The following is a 20,066-nucleotide window of genomic DNA, read 5'->3' on the forward strand; positions in this document are numbered from 1 at the left end:
CTACAGCTCCTTCAACAAGTTTTAGGTTTACGAATATGTTTAATTTAGTCGATAAGTTGAGTGCTAAGGATGAGCAAACTCCTCAAGTAGATAACCATTGTGCTGTGCTTTTTCAGAGTGAAGATTGCCGAGCTCATTTATACAAAGCCTTTCGTTTTGAAGGCCTGCCTGAGCCTGTCGCTTTTGAAAACCAACCGGCAAGTGCTTTAAAGCTGGCTGAATTCGTGAATTTAAAAGTGGTGATGATTGATCTCAACGATAGCGATAATGTGGTTCGAGACGCTCAGCAGATCGCCTTACAACTTCCGACACACTTATCGGTTGTGGTTATTGGTCGTGAAGATGCGATCACCACTATCCGCGCGTTAAAGGACTTAGGTTTCTACTATCTATTTTGGCCTGCGAGTGCTGTTGAGGTTACCGATTTTTACCGAAGCGTCTTGCACAACTATGCACAGCGTCAAGGTGTGGCTCGAAACCGTAAGGCTAAGCAAATTGCTTTTGTTGGGGTGAAAGGCGGAGTGGGCACCTCATTGATTGCGAGTGAAGTTTCTCGTTGTTTAGCCAAGCAGCACTCATTACCGACTTTGTTGGTTGACCATACTTATACCGGCAGCAACTTAGACGTAATGCTCGGTTTGAAAAAATTCCAAAAGCGTAACGTACAAAAAGGGACGTTAGTTTCTGCGGTCGATACAGCTTTGGCTTCGAATTTGGTGCAGAGCTTAGAGAACAACCTTTCTATTTTGGCAGTCGAGTCCCAAGACTTCAGTCGTGGCGAATTGCATGAATACACCCAAGCACTGACTAAACAAGTGGAACAGAACAGTTCATTCATCATTGAAGATTATTCGCACAGTGCGCTGACCCAACAAGAGTTGTCTCGGGCTCTGACTGATGTTGATTCATTAGTTTTGGTATTTGATGCTACCGTTTCATCGTTGAGAGAGCTCAATCGAATTGTTGGCAGTGTACAAGCTGAATTGCCAGCAATGACAATAGTGACGGTGATGAACCACACTCGTCCGAGTAATGCCGCCTCGGTATCGAAAGCTGATGTTGTGAAGCATTTTGGACAAGCCGCTAATTGTCATGTTGAGTTCGATCACAAGGCCAATCAATACCTTCTTCAGGGGGAATTGATCACTGAAACCCGATCTGAGATGCAATTTGGTTTAACTCAGTTGGTGGCGATACTTCTTGGCGATCAAGTTGCCCAGAAAACCAAAATGTCATGGCTCTCTTGGTTTAAGAGGTAGTTCGCATGCAACAGTCAAAACAAGTCTATCTTCAACTTCGTCAGCAAATATTTGAAGCTTTGGATGCGAGTGCAATTGAGTCTCTATCTACTCAAGAGTTAGAGAAGCAGCTGAGCCACGCCATTGAGGTGTTGGTTAATCGTGAACAGCTTCCTGTATCAACATTGGCTAAGCAAGAGTATGTCACCAGTTTAATCAATGAGCTCGTTGGTTTAGGGCCACTTCAAGTGCTCATGGATGACGACAGCATCAGCGATATTATGATCAACGGTCATCAACAGGTCTTTATTGAGCGTAATGGTTTGGTAGAGCGTGCACAGGTGCAGTTTATTGATGAACAACAGCTAATCGAGATTGCCAAGCGCATTGCAAGTCGAGTTGGGCGTCGTATTGATGAGTCTTCACCAACATGTGATGCCCGCTTAGAAGATGGCAGTCGCGTCAATATCGTGATCGCGCCGATTGCTCTTGATGGAACCTTGATTTCAATTCGTAAGTTTCGCCATCAAGCTATTAACTTAGACACGTTAGCGGAGTTGGGAGCGCTTAGTGAAGAGATGGCGCAACTATTGGCATTGGCTGCTCGTTGTCGCTTGAACATCCTAATCTCTGGTGGCACTGGCTCAGGTAAAACAACCTTGCTCAATGCGTTGTCACAGCACGTCTCTGAGGTTGAACGAATTGTCACGATTGAAGACACCGCAGAACTAAGATTACAGCAGCCTCATGTTGCTCGAATGGAAACTCGACTCGCAGGAACCGAAGGCACTGGTGCCATCACTTCTCGTGACTTAGTGATTAACTCACTGCGTATGCGTCCTGATCGCATCATTGTTGGTGAGTGCCGTGGCCCGGAAGCTTTTGAGATGCTGCAAGCTATGAATACGGGACATGATGGTTCGATGTCGACATTGCATGCCAATAGTCCTCGAGACGCAATATCACGTGTTGAGGCGATGGTTATGATGGCGACTAACAACTTACCTATCGATGCGATTCGTCGTTCTGTGGTGAGTGCTGTCGATATCATCGTACAGGTTACTCGACTGCATGATGGCTCAAGAAAAATTATCAGTATCTCTGAAGTTGTAGGCCTTGAGGGGGAAAGTGTGGTTCTTGAAGAACTATTTACCTTCCAAATCGAGGGTGCGTTGAGTGATGGAAAACTGTCGGGACGCTATGTCACTTCAGGGGTAATGAGCCGATCGGTACTCTTTAAAAAAGCGCGCTTTTTTGGGTGTGAACAACAACTACAGCAGTTGATTCATGCGATCGAATTAGTGGGGTAGCAGTGTGTATTGGCTATTAATGTTCTGGGGCGTTGTCCTGCTACTTGTTGCAATTTTTTCGAATAAGAGTCACTCGATTGATGACTATTTTCCATCAAGTGCCAAGACAAAAACAGCGTCAGCAGCTCCTCGCCAAGCGATTCAACTCAGCCAGATATCCAATGGCTTGGGTTGGTCTTCGATAGCGAGCCTTTTTCATCAAGTTAAGCGACAGTTGGGTTCTTTTGCTGGTGTGAAGGTGGTTTTATTTAGTGGTTGTGTGAGTGTTTTTACAAGCGCAGTGAATCGCTACCTATTCGGTTTCCCAGTTTGGTTAGTACTTGGTAGCGCGTTGATTGTTACTTGGGTATGGGGTTTCTTGTGGCTGAAACAGCGTGACCGCAAGCAATTTGAAGAGAGCTTTCCTGATGCCTTGAACATGCTGGCTAGCTCCTTATCTGCCGGAGAAAGCATTGGCCGAGGAATTGGTTTTGTTGGCAACAAGCTTCCTGGAGAAGTAGGAAAAGAATTTAAAAGAATGGCGGATCATTTGAAGCTAGGTGAGCCACTGGACGATGTTTTTCGTAAGTCTTGCCAGCGATTTCCTTATCCGTCATTTCACTTCTTTGTGATTACCCTGCGTGCCAACATGCAGCGTGGTGGGCAATTGAAAGAGATCATGTCGCGTCTGAACCGTCAGATGTTCGAAGCGAGAGCGATGGAAAGAAAGAAGTTTGCGATGACTTCAGAGGCGCGTATTTCCGCAAAGATAGTCAGTGCAACGCCGTTTGTCTTTATCTCAATGTTGCCAATACTGAGCCCTGAGAATTTTGATTTCTTGATGTTTACCGACGAGGGTCGCCCGGTTCTGTATTACCTGTTGATCAGCGAAAGTATTGGTTTAGCGATCATTTGGATGTTGATGAAGAGGGTGAGGTAATGGCCAATATTATTTCGATTTTAATGGAGCCTCAGTCGCAGTCACTGTTGATTTGGACTTGCTTGTCATTTGGCGTCTTGTTGCTCTGTTATTGGTTAATCACGCAGTACATCGCGCAGCAAAAGCTGGCCAGTATTGCCAGTCAGTTTAAATCGATGACTCAACAACGTAGTCAACGACAGCAACAAATCGATAGCCTCTTATGTCCGCTGACACAATTGGTTAATGCGTCCGACCAACAGATGCAGCAGCGCTTTATTCGTGCGGGTATTTATCAAACACGTTATAGCTCAGTGTATATGCCACTTAAATATCTGGTTCTTGCGATAGGTGAAGTGGTGGTTATTGGTGTGTGCTGGTGGTCCGGTGTCGCTATTAATCAGGCTGTCGCTCTTATATGTGGTTGGGCAATGGTATCTATTGCGCTGCCCGATATGGTACTCGCTCAGCGAACTAAGCGGCGACATCAAAAGTTAGTGGGTCAGTTACCTTACTTGATCGACCTAACTGCGATCTGTGTGCAAAGCGGGATGACGATTGAAGCATCCATGAAGTATTTAGCGCAGGAAATGCAGGGCTTTGATCGTGACTTGGCTTATCTACTGAATAAAACCAATCATCGCGCTCGAGTTGTTGGGATGGAAGAGGCGCTTGAAGAGCTTTATCAACAGGTGCCAAGCAGTGAAATGCGTAGTTTTGTGATGACGTTGACTCAAAGCATGCAACACGGCTCGTCGATTTATCGCATGTTAACCGTGTTAGCGAGTGATGTGCGTGAAGTACAAATGCTAGAACTGGAAGAAAAGATAGGGAAGTTAGCCGCCAAGATGTCGATACCTTTGATTGTATTCATCTTGATTCCGATCGTATTCGTTATTGCCGCTCCAGGGGTAATGAGGTTAATGCAAAGTGTTTAAACAAATTCTGATATGTATGTTGCCATTGTGGTTAATGGCTTGCAGCTCAACAGCCAATAACTGGCAACAAGAAGAATCGAAGGAAGCGATTTACCAACAAACCAATAATCACACAAAACTAGTTGCTCTGTATAAAGTGCAGCTCCAGCGTGAAGATATTGCCGATATTAGGCAAAAACTGGCGAACAGCTATTTAAAATTGGCCGATGCAGAATCCGCTCTTTTTTACATAACTCCTGTTATAGAGAGTGAGAAAGCCTCACTTGAAGCTTACCAAATCCAAGCGCAAGCATACGGTGATATGGGTCAATATCCAGCAGCAATCGCTGCAGCGAAACTGGCATTAGAGTTAGATCCTAGTAATAGCCGCACCGAGAATTTATTAGGCACCTACTATGGTTACAGCTTTCAAACGACGCTAGCGAGACGCTACTTTGAACGCGCTCGTGATCACTTCTATGACGGCGTCACAGTAAATAATAACCTTGCCGTACTGGACATCGCTGAAGGTGATTATCTTGCAGCGGCCAAGCGCTTAATGCCGTTGTATAAAAACCAGCAAGCGGATGAAATGGTGATGGCTAACTTGACGTTAAGTATGGCGAAGCAAGGTCACTATGCATTCGTGAAGCAAGTGCTTAGCGATAAATACAGCCAACACCAAGTCGAAAGCATCTATCGAGCTTTACGACAGTTTGAACCGATGAGTGCTGATCGTCGCATGGATGCGTTAACGAGCGTCCAATATGAAAACTAAGCAGCGTGGTGTGGCCAGCATCGAGTTTGTGATGGGCTTCTTTGCGTTTTGGCTGATGTGCATGGCGTGGGTTGAAATGAGTTATATGTCTTACATTTCTTCGATCAACGATCTGGCGATTTCTGAGGTTGCCCGTGAAGCAAAGAAAGGCTCACACGATTATCTGGCTACGGTAGAGCAGGTTTTACATAGAGACGGCAGCATGTGGAATAGTGTGATTGATGGTGATGATTTTCAGGTAACCATTCACTATCTCACATCGGTGGATGAGTTGGTGAAAGTCACCAATCAATGCCAGATAGCACCGGGTGAGCCATATAAAGAGTGTGGTGATGAGCAGAACTCGTCGTTGGCTATTTATCGACTCACCTATCCGTTTACCCCAATTTTTAGTTACTTCTTAGGTCTAGACGGATTATTAAGCCGAGAAATGGTCGTGGTTCAAGAGTATGAAAGATCTAAGTTTGAAGTCTAACTCGCGAAAGTGTCAGCAAGGCATATTCAGTATTGAGTTTGCCATTGTCGGGTTCTTTTTTAGTTTGCTGTTGGTATTCAGTGGTGACGTGATCATCAAACTTTCCGTTAAAGGTAAGTTAGATCGTTTGTCCTATTCGCTGGTGAATGTTGTCAAAGAACGCACGCAGCTTTATGACTCTAGCGTGCTCCTAACCTCTAAGCAGGTTGATGAAATAGACACGGTAGCTCGTCACTCCTTACAACGTACCTTTGGTAATTATGACGCTTCGCGTTATGGCTTGTTGGTTGAAGAGCAAAGCTTTACTGGGATTGGCCAAGCTTCACCGAGTATCAGGGAGCGACGTGGAGATCTAAGCTGCAGTGTTGCCAAGCCCATTAGTGAATTACAGCACCTGTCTGTGGTGAGTGTTTGGGGTCACCAGATGCCACTGTATCGAGTGACGCTCTGTTATCGAACGGATAATTGGTTTGGTGACCTCATGGGTACGGACTTTACCGATGTAATGTCAGATTCGATTGTGATTGGGAGGTAAGTATGCGGCATTCACTTGTTAAACAATCTGGCCATGCTGCAATCCTGTTTGCGATTTGTGTCCCTGTGCTTTTTGGGGTGTTTATGTTGGGCTCTGATGGCGCTAGAGCGTTACAAACCAAAGCTCGTTTAGAAGAGGCAGCAGAAGCCGCTGTTCTTGCTGTATCCGCTGAGGATTCAAGTAATCACCCGCTTGCTCAAAGCTACATTGACCATTACCTCTATGACATGGATTCATTGCTGGATATTCAAGTCGATAAGTTGTCTTGTGATGAAATAGCGGAGTGTGCAGAGCAAGCGGAACAAGGTGGCGCTCGTTACTTTGAATATCGTGTTGCAGGGAAAAGCCAGCATCAATCCTGGTTTCCGGGGCAAGGTGTGATTGTCGGCTTTGGTGACACGTTCGATGTGACAGGCTCTTCGAAGGCTCGTAAATTTCAAAGCAAGATTGTTGATATCACCTTTGTCGTCGACTTCTCCGGCTCAATGAATGAGGAGTGGAGTGGTGGCAGTAAATCCAAAATTGAAGACTTAAAAGACATTCTTGAGCTAGTGACCGACGAGTTAGGTAAATTTAACGACGTGACTCCAGGTATCAAACACCGAGTATCGATGACGGGTTATAACCGACGCACGGTGAATGCGAATAATGCCGGTAAGTTGGTGGTGCGTGATCAGCGAGTTATCTCAAAAATGGGTGAATATGATAAAGATGATGTCGTGAACTTTAAAAAAACCATTGAGCACCAGTTTAAGGTAAAAGGGGCGGCGCAACGTATCCCTAACGGTGATGGTGATGCGGTGTTTACCGACATTTTCTATACTGAAGACTTCGATGGTTTTATGAAGAAAGTGCGAACCTTTAAAGCGTCGGGAGGCACGGCATCTCTGCAAGGCATTATCCGTGCAGGGCAGATAGTAACGTCATTAGCAAAGAATCCGAATCAATTGATTATTGTGCTGTCTGATGGTGAAGACTGGAATCATTACGCAGGACAAACCAATGCGCTGGTTGGCAGAGGAATGTGCACTAACATCAAGAATATGATCAATGGTGGCGAGGTTTCGGCAGACAATCTTAATGATGATATCGCTGTTGTTGATGGTATGAGCCCTGGAAAGTTTACTAACTGGGGTGAGGCTATGAACGCACGTATGTCGGTGATCGGCTTTGATTATGACTTAGATGCAAATACGGGTTTACGTAATTGTGTAGGTAAAGACAACGTGTTTAAGGCTGAGAATAAGCAAGATATCTTGAATAAGATCTTAGCCCTAATAACTGAAGAAGTAGGTCACTTGGCACAGTAATGTTGTGTCTGGTCGATTAGATAGTTGATGAGTATCCAGAGAATTAGAATGAATAAATTTATATCGATAACATTGTTATTGGCGCTGCCTTTTTCGGTTATGGCAGCAGCACCGAAACTCGATACGAACGAACTGCTTTACCAATATTGTGATAGTGGCAGCTCTGAGTTTGAGCAGTTGGTTACTGTTGGTCAAGGTACTAAGGTCATGTATCACCAAGGCCCTTTTATGCAGGTCACGACCACGGCAGACAATCAGGCGCTAGCTGAGTTAATTCAAGGCAAGCTTGCTCAATCTGATCTCAGCAATAGCTGTGCTCAGTTTCTGTTGAGCAGAGCCGTGATCGAAGATGAAAATCAAACCAGTGATCTGGTTGCCAGAGTGCTGTTTGATTTTGATAAGGATGAACTGAATAAACAGTCGCGTTATTTGTTACTTAAGCTCGCGGCGAAGTTAGAGCAACAGGTGCCTGAATTGAGTGTCGTGGGTAACACCGACTCGAAAGGAACGGGAAAATACAATTTGAGCTTAGGTTTAAAGCGTTCAGAGGCAGTTTTAGCTTACTTGCAGGAACATGGCGCTTACATTGAGCAAGCCAGTGTTGAATCACAAGGCGAAAAGGCTCCTGTACAAAGTAATGACTCTGCAACGGGTCGTCATTTGAATCGCAGAGTCGATATCCAGTCATAAGCCTATAATTTACGTTTGTGGCAGCAGAATCTTCAGAGTGACACCCATGGATGGGTGCTCCGGTGTATCAAACCAAATCGCCCCTTTGTAGCTGTGAATGATCTCATCACACAGTGCTAGCCCCAAGCCCGTTCCCGGATTCTGCTGATCGGCTCTTACCCCTCTTTGAAATAAAGTCTGACTGGTAGCGTTATCGATAGCAGACCCATCGTTGCTGATTTCAATCAGGACCTGATCATCAAAATCAGAGACTTTGAATAGAATCTGTCTATTGGCAAAGCGAAATGTATTTTCCAGAATATTCCCAAGCACTTCCATAAGGTCCTCTTTGCTTAGAGGCAGCGTTTGTTGGCTTGCATAATCGGTGACAAATTCGATCTCTTTTTCTGCATGAATCTTTGAAAACATGCCAACTAAACTTTCGAGAGTCGGTTTGATCTGGATGGTATTGGTCGTAATTCCTTTAACACCTAATGAAGCTCGTTTGAGCTGGCTTTGGATAAGGCTATCCATCTCTAGTAGTTGCTGGTTTATTTGTTGATTCTTCGTTGGCGATTGGTCTTCAAGAAGAGCTTGGGATACAGCAACACGAGTCTTCAGGCTATGGGCGAGATCGTTCAGTGACCGTTTATAACGTTCTTGATTTTCCTTTTGCTGGAACAATAGCTCATTCAGTGCACTGGTCACATTGTGCAGGTCTTCTGGGTAGCTTTCTGCTAGCTGATTCTGCTTACCCTGTTTTATTTCGTGTAGCTCTTTTTCTAAGCGAGCGAACGGGGCGAAGCTGATGCGATAGAAGAGTAAAAGCAGCGCGCTGATCGATGCCAGAGCTACAACTAATACACCTATCGTGGTGTATTTTAGTTGTTTCATTGGTTCCATCTTGTGTTCAACTCTCTGCGTTAAAATGACTTTTCCATCTTTTTGATCTTTGAAGCCCTTCCAAAGCATGGTGTGGACAATAAACGCGGCCCCACTCGGTTTCTCTACTAAACGAATAGTATCGATTGGAAAGTTGAGATCAGTACATAGGTTCTCTACCTGAGGACGTGAAATCCCCAATTTTGCTAGCTGTTTGGTTCTTCGCTCAACGTCGATTGAAGTCCAAACTTGCTGGTTATTGTTATCACATAAAATGAGGCTGGTATTGGGAGACTCTTTAGCATAAAAGCGATCCCACTCAGTGAGTGGCGGGATCTCTCCAGAGGAGAGGAGTTCGTTGATAATTGAAGGTAATTCACGGAGCGTATTTTTAGAATAGTCTTCAAATAGCTGGTGTTTTTGGGTGTTGTAATAAAACCAAGTGCTGGTTAGGACCATAGTAAAAAGAATGGAAGCAGCAGTGGCAAAGATACGTCGTCTAAACTGGGTCTTATACAGTCTTTTCATATCATTTCGCTTCTATTTCGAATCGATAGCCCTGTCCTCGAACCGTGCTGATCAGCTTCTCTTCGGTATGTTGAGCAAGCTTTTTACGCAGCCGTGAAACGATCACTTCAATGTTATTGAGCTGAACGTTTTCTCCTTGGTCGTAGAGTGAATCCAAGATTTGTTGTTTGGAGACGATCTGTAAACTATGACGAATTAGATACTCAAAGATTTGGTATTCGAGTGCCGTGAGGTCGAGTAATACTTCATTGTAGGCAATGCTTTTGGCTTGAGTATCAAGGGTCAGTGATTGCGCTTTGATTTGAGAGGCGGCAAAGCCCTGATTACGACGTACCAGCGCTTCAAGCCTGGCGAGCAGCTCTTCAAATTGAAAGGGCTTAGTTAGGTAATCGTCGGCGCCGCAGTTGAGCCCTTCGACTTTATCCTGCCAGTCACCACGAGCGGTTAAAATCAGAATAGGAACCGTAATCTCTTTGCGGCGTATCTGCTTAATCAGTGTAAAACCATCGAAATCTGGCAGGCCAAGATCGATGATCATGACATCGGTATTGGGTTGTTTTTGAATGGTTTGGAGGCAGGCTGATGCAGTTTTTTCAGCGTAAACGGTATGGCCAAGATCACCAAGTTGAGAAGAAAGGTGATGATTTAATATCTCATTATCTTCAACCAAAACAACCAGCATTCAATATCCCTATATACAATAAGATTCAACTACATAGAGCTTACACTAGCTTAGGATAAAAAAAAGGAGAAGCCGAAGCTTCCCCTTTAGTTTCTACTGTTTTATGTCAATGAACGATTATTTCGACCCCGTATAAACAACCAATACCTTGTCATTTTTGTATTGGCGCTCGAATGCATAGTAGCCCTTACTGTTACGGATAATGTGCTTGCCTTGAGCTACCGCTGGGTGGCGTTGGCGGAATTGACCAAGTGCTTGCCAGTGTTCCAGCAACTCCGCTCGTTCGCCTGTAATTTTATCCCAAGGCATATCTGAACGAGTGCCCTGCATTGGGTCCGATCCTGTTGGGCCGAAATCGCGCGCAATCTCATCCCCGTAATAGATCTGCACTGCGCCGGGAGCCAGCATTAATGCATTTGCTGCTTTGGTCTGTTTGGCAAAGTCACTGCCGTGCTGCGTCCAGAATAGCGAGGTGTCGTGAGACGATAGGTAACTCAGCACGTTGAACTCACTGTCAGTGTTTATTTTATCTGCATAGCGAAGGTAGTCGGCATCGAGATCAGACAGGCACTTCAGCGCCTTAGGGGCTATGTCGCTCTGGAATTCAAAATTGATGATCGAATCAAAGCCGTTAGCGAAGTAATCTGATTTCACGACGCTGTGTGCCCAGACTTCACCAGTCATCCAGAAGGGTAAGTCATCCAAGGCCTTTTCTGGGTTGTTCTGCTTCCACTCAGCAAGCGCTTGATTGGTGCTCTCTTTCAGCTCTGCCCATGCTTCTAGTTCAACGTGCTTCGCGGTATCGACCCTAAAGCCATCCACGCCGTATTCACGCACCCAGTCAGATAACCAAGTGATGAGGTGGTCACGAGGAGTTTGGAGTTCATCGGTCGCGCTGGTGGACTTGTTGCGATAGAAGTTCGGTAGCCCAGTCGTTTCTGTCGATTCTGTTTTGAAATCGGGCAAGTGCGCCAAAGACATAGTGAGGTTGTTGTAACCCGGAGAATCATAGGCGCCGATATCGCTGCGCAGCCAAGCCTTGCCCCACCACTTTTCCCACGCTTCTTTGTCGCTGTAGGAAATGTAGTTATTGAAGTAGTGCCAATTCTGGCCAGCTTCTGGTTGCCAGTCTGTCCAGTTTTCGCCAAGCGTTTGTTTGGCTTCTTCATCAGTTAGGTTGAGTTTACCAAAGTCGAATTCTTGCATGTCGGCGAGCGTCGCGTATCCCGTGTGGTTCATTACCACATCCCAAACGACACGAATACCTTTGCTGTGCGCGGTATCGATGAAGGTTTTTAGTTCATCTTCGGTACCCATGTTGTCATCGAGCTTAGTCCAATCTTGATGGTAGTAACCGTGGTAGCCGTAATGTTTGAAGTCACCTCGGTCACCGCCGCCAACCCAGCCGTGGATCTGCTCTAACGGAGACGTTATCCAGATGGCATTGGCACCGAGTGATTCTATGTAATCGAGCTTTTCGGTTAAGCCTGCCAAGTCACCACCGTGGAAGGTGGCGATTTCATCTTGTCCGTCTTGGCTGCGGCCATAACTGTTGTCGTTATTAGGATTACCATTGTGGAAACGGTCAGTCATTACGAAGTAAACCGTGGCGTTATCCCAACTAAAGTCAGCCTTGGTTTCTGGTTCTACTTTCTCTAGTAGCAGAACACCTTGGCTGCTCTCTGCAGGCTGCATGGTGACGCTGCCATTGGTCACTATGACTTGTTTGCCTGAAAGAGCGTCTCTTACCACGGTACCATCAGCAAACGTTTGAGTAACATCTATGGTGGTTGGTTGGTCACTAGGTACTGGGCAGGCAAAGCTTTGTACTTGTTGTTGCTTTGGCTTTATCTGAACCGTCAGCTCATTAGTCTGAGGGTTGAGCGTAAACTGGTAGGTGTTAGCACGAAAGACCTTAATGGCGATTTCAGATTTATCGGCACAGTCGTCTAGGCGAAGGGGTTTATTGAATTTGATGCGACTCTCTTCAGCCAAAGCATAGTTAGTACCACAGGTATTTTGAGCGTCGCTGATAGAGAAGGTATAGCTACCTTTGGCGAGTTCCTGTTCTGCAATTACGGTGCCTTTACCGGATGATTCAAATACGACAGTGTCGTTATCAATTGTCAGTAATAGGTTATTGTCACTGGTTTGGCTGCATGCGCTGAGTGCGAGCATTGAAAGCGCGAGTACTGTTTTTTTCATTGTTCCCTTCCCCTGAATAAACAGGTTATTTATAGCAAACAATGCCCTCTACAGTCTGAGTGCTGATTCATTCAGTTAATCAATAACACCTATACAAACAAATGCTTGGTTCACAAAAACAAAAAGGGAAGCTTTCGCTTCCCTTTGGGTATTTACCTAAACCGCCCAACCAAAATCGGAAGAGTAATTTTTCTGCAGTATTGCTTATTTCTGTAAAAGAGAAATATCAGCAATTTGTAGGAACAGGTTACGTAGGTTGTTCAGTAGCGTTAGACGGTTCTTCTTCAGAGCTTCGTCATCAGCCATCACCATTACGTTATCGAAGAATGCATCAACGGGTTCACGTAGGTCAGCAAGTTTGCTTAGGGCTTCTTGGTAGTTGCCTGTCGCGAATGCTGGTTCTAGTGCTTCCGTCATTACTTCAACGTTTTCAGCCAGTGCTTTCTCTGCGTCTTCTTGAAGAAGAGTTAGGTCGATTTCAGCGGGTAGCTCGCCGTCGAATTTCGCAAGGATGTTACCTACACGCTTGTTCGCAGCTGCTAGTGCTTCTGCTGCTTCCAGTTCACGGAAGTGAGAAACCGCTTTAACACGTTGGTCAAAGTCAGCAGGCTTAGTTGGACGACGTGCTAGTACCGCTTGGATGATATCAACGCTGAAACCAGCATCTTGGTACCATGCGCGGAAACGACCTAGCATGAAGTCGATAACGTCAGCTTCAACGTTGTCGTTGGTTAGCTTGTCACCTAGTAGCTCTTTCGCTTTACCGATCAGATCAGTTAGGTCTAGGTTGTAGCCGTTTTCAACGATGATACGTAGCACACCTAGTGATGCACGACGTAGAGCGAATGGGTCAGAACCTTTTGGTGCTTGGCCAATACCGAAGATACCTACGATAGTGTCTAGCTTGTCTGCCATTGCAACAGCTGAAGATATACCTGTGCTTGGTAGAGTATCACCCGCGAAACGAGGCATGTACTGTTCGTAAAGTGCTAGTGCAACTTGCTCGTCTTCACCATCGTGAGTCGCGTAGTGCATGCCCATCACACCTTGAGTATCCGTAAATTCGAATACCATAGAAGTCATTAGGTCACACTTAGCTAGAAGGCCAGCACGCTTAGACTTTTCAACGTCAGCATCGATTTGCTCAGCGATGTAGCCAGCAAGCTCAGTGATGCGGTCTGTTTTGTCTTTGATAGTGCCCAGTTGCTTCTGGAAGATAGCTTGGTCTAGTTCAGCAAGACGGTCGATCAGCGGACGCTTACGGTCTGTGTTGAAGAAGAATTCAGCATCAGCAAGACGTGGACGTACAACTTTCTCGTTACCTTCGATAACGTGACGAGGCTCTTTAGACTCGATGTTAGATACGAAGATAAAGTTTGGTAGAAGGTTTTTCTCTGCGTCATACACAGGGAAGTACTTCTGGTCGCCTTTCATGGTGTAAACCAAAGCTTCAGAAGGTACTTTTAGGAACTCTTGCTCAAACTTAGCAGTAAGAACCACTGGCCATTCAACCAAAGAGGTAACTTCTTCAACAAGATCATCTTCTAGGTCAGCAATACCGCCAACCGCGTCTGCTGCTTTTTTAGCATCAGCTAGGATGATCGCTTTACGCGCATCGTAATCTGCCATTACTTTACCGCGCTCTTCTAAGATCGCAGGGTATTGGTCAGCAGAGTCGATTGTGAACTCTTGTTCGCCCATGAAACGGTGGCCACGGATAGTACGAGCAGATGCTACGCCTAGGATTTTGCCTTCAACAAGCTCATCACCTAGTAGTACTGTCAGTGTTTTCACTGGACGGATAAATTGAATGTCTGAGTTACCCCAGCGCATTGCTTTAGGAATTGGTAGGCCTGCCAGTGCTTTCGCAGCGATGTCCATCACCAATTCTTGAACTGGTTTGCCAGCCACTTCTTGTTTGAAAAGAAGCCACTCGCCTTTGTCTGTTTTCAGACGGTCAGCTTGCTCAACAGTAATACAGTTACCACGAGCCCAACCTTGTGCAGCCTTAGTCGCGTTGCCTTCAGCATCGAATGCCACAGAAATTGCAGGACCGCGCTTCTCAACCACTTTGTCTGCTTGGCCTTCAGCCAGTGCAGTCACTTTAAGTGCTAGACGACGAGGTGCTGCGTACCACTTGATGCCTTCGTGAGAAAGCTCAGCAGTTTTAAGGCCCGCTTCAAAGTTAGAAGCAAAGGCTTCTGCTAGAGAACGAAGTGCTGTTGGTGGAAGCTCTTCCGTACCCAGTTCAATTAGAAAATTCTTCGCCATGATTATTTACCTTCCTTCTTACACATTGGGAAGCCAAGTGCTTCACGTGACGCGTAGTACGCTTCTGCAACAGCTTTAGTCAGGTTGCGGATACGAAGGATGTAACGTTGACGCTCTGTTACAGAGATAGCTTTGCGCGCATCAAGGATGTTGAATGCGTGACCTGCTTTTAGAATGCGCTCGTAAGCTGGAAGCGGCAGTGGCTTCTCAAGCTCAAGTAGCTCTTTACACTCTTTTTCGCACTGGTCGAAGAAAGTGAATAGGAAATCTACGTCTGCGTGCTCGAAGTTGTAGGTTGATTGCTCAACTTCGTTTTGGTGGAAGATGTCACCGTAAGTTACGTTAGAGCCGTCTGGTGCTACGTTCCATACTAGGTCGTAAACAGAGTCTACTTCCTGGATGTACATTGCTAGACGCTCGATACCGTAAGTGATCTCGCCAGTTACAGGCTTACACTCAAGGCCGCCAACTTGTTGGAAGTAAGTGAATTGAGTTACTTCCATGCCGTTTAGCCAAACTTCCCAACCAAGACCCCATGCGCCTAGCGTTGGGTTTTCCCAGTTGTCTTCTACGAAGCGAATATCGTGAACAAGTGGGTCGACACCAAGAACTTCAAGCGAGCCTAAGTACAACTCCTGGATGTTATCTGGAGAAGGTTTTAGAGCTACTTGGAATTGATAGTAGTGCTGCAGGCGGTTCGGGTTTTCACCGTAACGACCATCGGTCGGACGACGAGAAGGTTGAACGTATGCCGTAGACATTGGCTCTGGGCCAAGTGCACGTAGACATGTCATTGGGTGAGAGGTGCCAGCACCTACTTCCATATCTAGTGGTTGAACAATGGTACAACCGTTTTGTGCCCAGTAATCCTGCAGCGCGAGGATCATTCCCTGGAAGGTTTTGATATCGTATTTTTGCATAGTCAGGTTCGCGCGATTCTTTTAAATGAATGATAAAAATAACCTCTGAGTATACCGAGATATTGGTAAAGCGAGTAGGGGTAATCTTGTTTAATTAGTGGTCTAAAATGTCGTTTAGTGGATTTTTTTGCCTTTAATGTTTGTTTTTCGGTACAAGTAGATATTTTGATAACTTTGACACTTGTGTTTGAAAGCGTGGGTGATTAAAATCTCGCGGTCTTTGGGGAGTAGCTTGCTTATTCATATCCAATTGAATGAGTTCGTTCGTCAACATAATTGATGCAAAATCATCATGGCGTTCGAGGCAACCACCACCTTGGTGGCGCTTAGCAAGACCTTAGACAAGCATCGTGAACCGGGATGGGGCGCGAGGTTTGTCTTTGGTTAAATATAATAATCCTCATCCCAAATGAGCATGTCGTGAGCGTTTTAGCAATTTCAATTACAACTGTCGCCTTAGCCGAGATCGGTGATAAGACTCAGTTGCTATCCCTTTTATTAGCCAGTCGATATCGAAAACCGATACCTATCATCGCGGCTATTTTCTTTGCCACCATTGCCAATCATGCCCTTGCTGCATGGCTAGGTGTTGTGGTCGCCGATTATCTTTCACCTGAAGTATTAAAGTGGGTGTTGGTGGTCAGTTTCATTGCGATGGCAGGCTGGATTCTGATTCCTGATAAATTAGACGATGATGAGCAGATCTCGAACCGAGGGCCGTTTGTCGCCAGTTTCATCGCTTTCTTCATTGCTGAGATTGGTGATAAGACCCAGATTGCGACCTCCATTCTAGGGGCTCAATATTCGGATGCATTAACGTGGGTAATTCTCGGCACTACCATTGGTATGTTGCTGGCGAATGTGCCCGTGGTGATCATTGGTAAGCTGTCTGCTGATAAGATGCCTCTTGATCTGATTCGCAAGATCACGGCCTTGTTATTCGTGGGTTTGGCTATTGCAGCGGCGTTCTATTAAGCGGTGGTATTGAGTCTTATTATACTCAATCAGTAGAGTAATGTGTTGTAGGTCATACTCTTACAGTATTGCGGGGTTTATCGAGCAAATGGACATATAACTGTCATACTTGTCATGATATTTTAATCTTGTGAGTTAAGAACACGAGGGCATGATTATGTTGACGCGTTATATGGGTATTACTCCACAGAGCCAAAGTTATCTATTTACCTTTGGTCTTGCACTTACACTATTAGGCATGGTGTTGACGGACATGTGGCTACCAATGGTGGCTGGTTCGATGATCATGACTGGGCTTGCAGTAGAAGCTTGGATTCGGGTCGCGCATATTATTCCGATGCGTAAAGATCTGCGAGAAATTCAGCATCAGCTTGAGCATCTGCAAAACAAATCTAGAAACGAATAAACAAAAAGCCGCTCGTACTCTGAGTTCTGTTGAAGAACATAAGGTACGAGCGGCTTTTTTGATGCTGATATTTAGGTGAGGCTTATGCCTCCAACCCTTTTCTTATCAAATATTGGTAAGGCAAAGCTTCAGTCGCTTGGCCGACTAACTGATGATCCATAAAACGACAAAAGCTCGGAATATCACGAGTTGTCGAAGGGTCGTCAGCTTTTACCAGTAACACATCGCCATCCTGCATGTTTCTAATTGTCTTCCTGACCATCATTACTGGCTCTGGGCAACGCAGGCCTTCAGCTTCTAAAGTGTGGGTTGCCAGTTCAGGTTTGAATGTCATGGTTTGTATCTCTATATCTATCTAACGAGTGAATAATACGTCTGCAGAAAAAATATGCAATAAGTGCTTGGCAAACAGAATCATTTCCTATAACTTAGTTAACAAGTTGATAACAACTTGTAACAAAGGCAACTAGCTAAGGAGTGGCGATGTTGACAGGATTAGATAGATTAACAATTTATTCAGTTCTCTGTTTTATTTCTTTTTGTGCGTTAGTACTACGCTCATCGACAGAGACCTCTCTAATGCCAATCTTTGGCATAGTAGCAACGATTATTGGTATTTGGGTAGAGATGCGCCGTTGGCAAGGCATAGCCGAGGAGCAAGAGCATTAACCCGGATACAACAAGCAAATTCCGATACGACAACATTCCGACACTATCCCCAGATTTTCTTGGGCTTCCCCGCGTAATTGCGGGATTTTTTTTATCTAAAGCATGCTATAAACAACTTAGTGACCAATGGTAATTGTATACAGCTAGGTAAGTGGCGTGGAATTAGAAGACATCTATCGTAGAGACCTGAATTTACTGGTCGCCTTAAAGGTATTGATTGAAGAGGGCAGTGTTAGCCAAGCCGCACTTCGTCTTAACCTAAGCCAATCGGCTACTAGCAGAGTATTAGGTCGCCTAAGAGAACTACTCAACGATCCCCTGTTTACACGCCAAGGTCAGCACCTTATTCCCACCAAGAAAGCACTCGAGATCAGCCAGCGTATTGATCAACCTTTAGAATCATTCCGCCAACTTCTTAGCCCTAGCGATTTTGACCCTTACTACTGCAGTGAGCGCTTCCTGATAGCAACCACCGACTACGCGATGCAAACCATCTTGCCTTATGCGTTACCTAAGATTTATGAACAAGCACCTAATATCTCTTTAGAGTTTGCACCACTGCAGCATGAGCATTTGTTTAAGCAACTCAGCACCGAACGTGTCGATATGGCGATTTGTCGCCCGAGTGGCAGCATCGCACCACTTCATCAAGAAGTCTTGGGGCCAGTTGGCGTGTCGTGCTTGTTATCTAAAAATCATCCCTTGGCTGAGCGACCGCTTAGCCTTGAGGATTATGTTTCTCTACCCCATGCGATGATTGCGATCAGTGATGGTGTTAAGGCTTTACTCGATAACGCTTTAGCCAATCAACAACCACGAAAAATGGTGCTGCGTGCTTATCACCTTGAAGCTGCATTAGCGATTGTCGATAGAATGCCATTAGTGATTACTGTACCTGCTGATTTGGCTTATTTGGTGGCAGAGCGTTATGACTTAGTCGTCAAGCCGTTACCATTTGAGTTTATGCCGTTTGATTACTCACTGATCTGGCACTCGCGTTGCGACTCTTCTGCATCACAGCAATGGTTAAGAAGAGTGGTAAAAGAAGAGTGTGGTGAGCTGATTCAGAAGCGTATTGCGGATGTCGGCTTGGGTTAACTTGAGGTCTAGCTTTGGTTTACTCGATCCAAATGACAAAAACGCAAAAGGGCTGATTACTATCAGCCCTTTGTTATTCTGGGTTACGGAAGTTTAATTCACAATTACAGTTTAATAACTACGCGACCAGTGATTTGACCGTTAGTGATGTCTTCTGCGGCTTGAATTGCACCATCTAAAGACACTTCTTTGGTTGCTTGAGCGTAGAAAGATTCTGGTAATAGTTCAGCCAGCTGTTCCCACGCTTTAATACGTTTCTCACGAGGACACATTACCGAGTCCACACCTTGTAGGCGAACGTTACGCAAAATGAATGGCATTACCGTTGTTGGTAAGTCAAAACCGCCAGCTAGGCCACACATCGCAACCGCACCGTTGTAATCAATTTGCGCCAATACTTTTGCAAGTACTTTGCTACCTACAGTATCGATAGCACCAGCCCATAGTTGTTTTTCTAGTGGTTTAGCTGGTTCTTCGAGTTCAGCACGTTCAACAATGCGTGTCGCGCCTAGTGATTTTAGAAGTTCGCCATTTTCTGAAGCTCGGCCAGTAACCGCTGCCACTTTATAGCCCAGTTGGTTTAGTAGCGTAATAGACACGCTGCCTACGCCGCCACTTGCACCGGTGACTAGAATTTCACCGTCTTCTGGTTTGATACCTGCATCTACGATAGCTTGCACACAAAGCATAGCGGTGAAGCCAGCTGTACCAATCGCCATGACTTTCTTAGCGTCTAAGCCTGCAGGCATTGGCACTAACCAGTCACCGTTTAGGCTTGCTTTCTCAGCCATGCCGCCCCAGTGACCCTCACCAACACCCCAACCAGTCAGAACAACTTCGTCGCCCGCTTTGTAGCGAGGGTCATCAGATTGTGAAACCACACCAGAAAGGTCGATACCAGGAACCATAGGGAAGTTGCGAACAATGCGCCCTTTACCTGTTATCGCCAAACCATCTTTGTAGTTTAAAGAAGAGTAGCTCACATCAACCTTCACGTTACCTTCTGGTAATTGAGACTCTTCAATTTGAGAAACTGATGCGATAGTTTTTTTGTCTTCTTGGTTTAGTACAAGTGCTTTAAACATGATCTGCTCCGTAGGAGGAATATTAGGAAATTGAAGTAACTTTAGTTGAATCGTTGGAGAAAAAATAATGAAACATCAACATTGAATCTATGCGTTTTGTGCATAGATGTAGGTGGTGCTTTTTCTACCGCTAAGTGCGCCGAATAAATTGATGCATTATTGGATGCCGAGTAATAAAAAGTGCAGCTATATAAATATAGCTGCACAAAAGATTA

The 20,066-nt window shown here is 45.3% G+C and carries 20 protein-coding genes and 1 riboswitch; of the genes, 13 read left to right on the forward strand and 7 right to left on the reverse strand.

Features of this window, described 5'->3' with window-relative positions:
- Positions 1–35: 35 nt before the first annotated feature.
- The 9 genes from IHV80_RS00065 to IHV80_RS00105 are packed head-to-tail and all read left to right on the forward strand — an operon-like array spanning position 36 to position 8,151.
- Entirely contained in the window at positions 36–1,259 is a 1,224-nt protein-coding gene (locus IHV80_RS00065; protein WP_192889667.1) for an AAA family ATPase, read from the forward strand.
- Between the two features lie 5 nt (positions 1,260–1,264).
- A complete protein-coding gene (locus tag IHV80_RS00070; protein WP_192889668.1) occupies positions 1,265–2,548 on the forward strand; it encodes a CpaF family protein in 1,284 nt (427 codons plus the stop codon).
- Between the two features lie 4 nt (positions 2,549–2,552).
- Positions 2,553–3,467, forward strand: coding sequence for a type II secretion system F family protein (locus IHV80_RS00075; protein WP_192889669.1), 915 nt, complete (start codon positions 2,553–2,555; stop codon positions 3,465–3,467).
- Positions 3,467–4,384 (forward strand): type II secretion system F family protein, encoded by a 918-nt coding sequence (locus tag IHV80_RS00080; RefSeq protein ID WP_226088497.1) that lies wholly within the window; start codon positions 3,467–3,469, stop codon positions 4,382–4,384. Before IHV80_RS00075 ends, IHV80_RS00080 begins: the two co-directional genes overlap by 1 nt.
- On the forward strand, positions 4,377–5,141 hold the full coding sequence (locus tag IHV80_RS00085) for a tetratricopeptide repeat protein (RefSeq protein WP_192889670.1): 765 nt from the start codon (positions 4,377–4,379) through the stop codon (positions 5,139–5,141). Before IHV80_RS00080 ends, IHV80_RS00085 begins: the two co-directional genes overlap by 8 nt.
- Complete coding sequence (locus IHV80_RS00090; RefSeq protein ID WP_192889671.1) at positions 5,131–5,616, forward strand: TadE/TadG family type IV pilus assembly protein; 486 nt, start codon at positions 5,131–5,133, stop codon at positions 5,614–5,616. The genes IHV80_RS00085 and IHV80_RS00090 overlap by 11 nt, the downstream gene beginning before the upstream one ends.
- Positions 5,591–6,151 (forward strand): tight adherence pilus pseudopilin TadF, encoded by a 561-nt coding sequence (gene tadF / locus IHV80_RS00095; protein WP_192889672.1) that lies wholly within the window; start codon positions 5,591–5,593, stop codon positions 6,149–6,151. The genes IHV80_RS00090 and tadF overlap by 26 nt, the downstream gene beginning before the upstream one ends.
- Before the next feature lie 2 nt (positions 6,152–6,153).
- On the forward strand, positions 6,154–7,461 hold the full coding sequence (locus tag IHV80_RS00100; RefSeq protein WP_192889673.1) for a TadE/TadG family type IV pilus assembly protein: 1,308 nt from the start codon (positions 6,154–6,156) through the stop codon (positions 7,459–7,461).
- A 48-nt stretch (positions 7,462–7,509) separates the two neighbouring features.
- Positions 7,510–8,151: an OmpA family protein gene (locus IHV80_RS00105; RefSeq protein ID WP_192889674.1), complete on the forward strand. Its 642-nt coding sequence runs from the start codon at positions 7,510–7,512 to the stop codon at positions 8,149–8,151.
- Between the two features lie 9 nt (positions 8,152–8,160).
- Here IHV80_RS00105 and IHV80_RS00110 read toward each other — a convergent pair whose 3' ends face one another.
- From IHV80_RS00110 to glyQ, 5 genes are all read right to left on the reverse strand, one after another.
- Positions 8,161–9,540: a sensor histidine kinase gene (locus tag IHV80_RS00110; protein ID WP_192889675.1), complete on the reverse strand. Its 1,380-nt coding sequence runs from the start codon at positions 9,538–9,540 to the stop codon at positions 8,161–8,163.
- 1 nt (position 9,541) lies between these two features.
- On the reverse strand, positions 9,542–10,222 hold the full coding sequence (locus tag IHV80_RS00115; protein WP_192889676.1) for a response regulator transcription factor: 681 nt from the start codon (positions 10,220–10,222) through the stop codon (positions 9,542–9,544).
- A gap of 117 nt (positions 10,223–10,339) precedes the next feature.
- Positions 10,340–12,427: an alpha-amylase gene (locus IHV80_RS00120; RefSeq protein ID WP_192889677.1), complete on the reverse strand. Its 2,088-nt coding sequence runs from the start codon at positions 12,425–12,427 to the stop codon at positions 10,340–10,342.
- Between the two features lie 204 nt (positions 12,428–12,631).
- Positions 12,632–14,698 carry a glycine--tRNA ligase subunit beta gene (gene glyS / locus IHV80_RS00125; RefSeq protein WP_192889678.1) on the reverse strand — a complete coding sequence of 689 codons (2,067 nt, stop codon included), beginning with the start codon at positions 14,696–14,698 and terminating at the stop codon, positions 12,632–12,634.
- Between the two features lie 2 nt (positions 14,699–14,700).
- Positions 14,701–15,618 carry a glycine--tRNA ligase subunit alpha gene (glyQ, locus tag IHV80_RS00130; RefSeq protein ID WP_065111980.1) on the reverse strand — a complete coding sequence of 306 codons (918 nt, stop codon included), beginning with the start codon at positions 15,616–15,618 and terminating at the stop codon, positions 14,701–14,703.
- 210 nt (positions 15,619–15,828) lie between these two features.
- Positions 15,829–16,004: riboswitch (yybP-ykoY riboswitch) on the forward strand.
- 34 nt (positions 16,005–16,038) lie between these two features.
- Here glyQ and IHV80_RS00135 point away from each other — a divergent pair.
- Together IHV80_RS00135 and IHV80_RS00140 are read left to right on the forward strand one after the other, a co-directional pair.
- Positions 16,039–16,593 (forward strand): TMEM165/GDT1 family protein, encoded by a 555-nt coding sequence (locus IHV80_RS00135; protein WP_017055491.1) that lies wholly within the window; start codon positions 16,039–16,041, stop codon positions 16,591–16,593.
- A 151-nt stretch (positions 16,594–16,744) separates the two neighbouring features.
- Positions 16,745–16,999, forward strand: a complete 255-nt coding sequence (locus IHV80_RS00140) for a hypothetical protein (protein ID WP_081396820.1) — start codon at positions 16,745–16,747, stop codon at positions 16,997–16,999.
- Positions 17,000–17,081: 82 nt separating this feature from the next.
- Here the strand turns inward: IHV80_RS00140 and tusA are convergent, their stop codons facing one another.
- Positions 17,082–17,333: a sulfurtransferase TusA gene (tusA, locus tag IHV80_RS00145; RefSeq protein ID WP_017055492.1), complete on the reverse strand. Its 252-nt coding sequence runs from the start codon at positions 17,331–17,333 to the stop codon at positions 17,082–17,084.
- Positions 17,334–17,482: 149 nt separating this feature from the next.
- Here tusA and IHV80_RS00150 point away from each other — a divergent pair, with 149 nt between their 5' ends.
- Entirely contained in the window at positions 17,483–17,668 is a 186-nt protein-coding gene (locus tag IHV80_RS00150) for a hypothetical protein (RefSeq protein ID WP_004736674.1), read from the forward strand.
- 156 nt (positions 17,669–17,824) lie between these two features.
- Entirely contained in the window at positions 17,825–18,766 is a 942-nt protein-coding gene (locus IHV80_RS00155) for a LysR family transcriptional regulator (protein WP_192889679.1), read from the forward strand.
- A 104-nt stretch (positions 18,767–18,870) separates the two neighbouring features.
- Here the strand turns inward: IHV80_RS00155 and acuI are convergent, their stop codons facing one another.
- Positions 18,871–19,851, reverse strand: coding sequence for an acrylyl-CoA reductase (NADPH) (gene acuI, locus IHV80_RS00160; protein WP_192889680.1), 981 nt, complete (start codon positions 19,849–19,851; stop codon positions 18,871–18,873).
- Positions 19,852–20,066 lie beyond the last annotated feature (215 nt).

The organism is Vibrio bathopelagicus (genome assembly GCF_014879975.1).
GTDB classification, from domain to species: Bacteria; Pseudomonadota; Gammaproteobacteria; order Enterobacterales; family Vibrionaceae; genus Vibrio; species Vibrio bathopelagicus.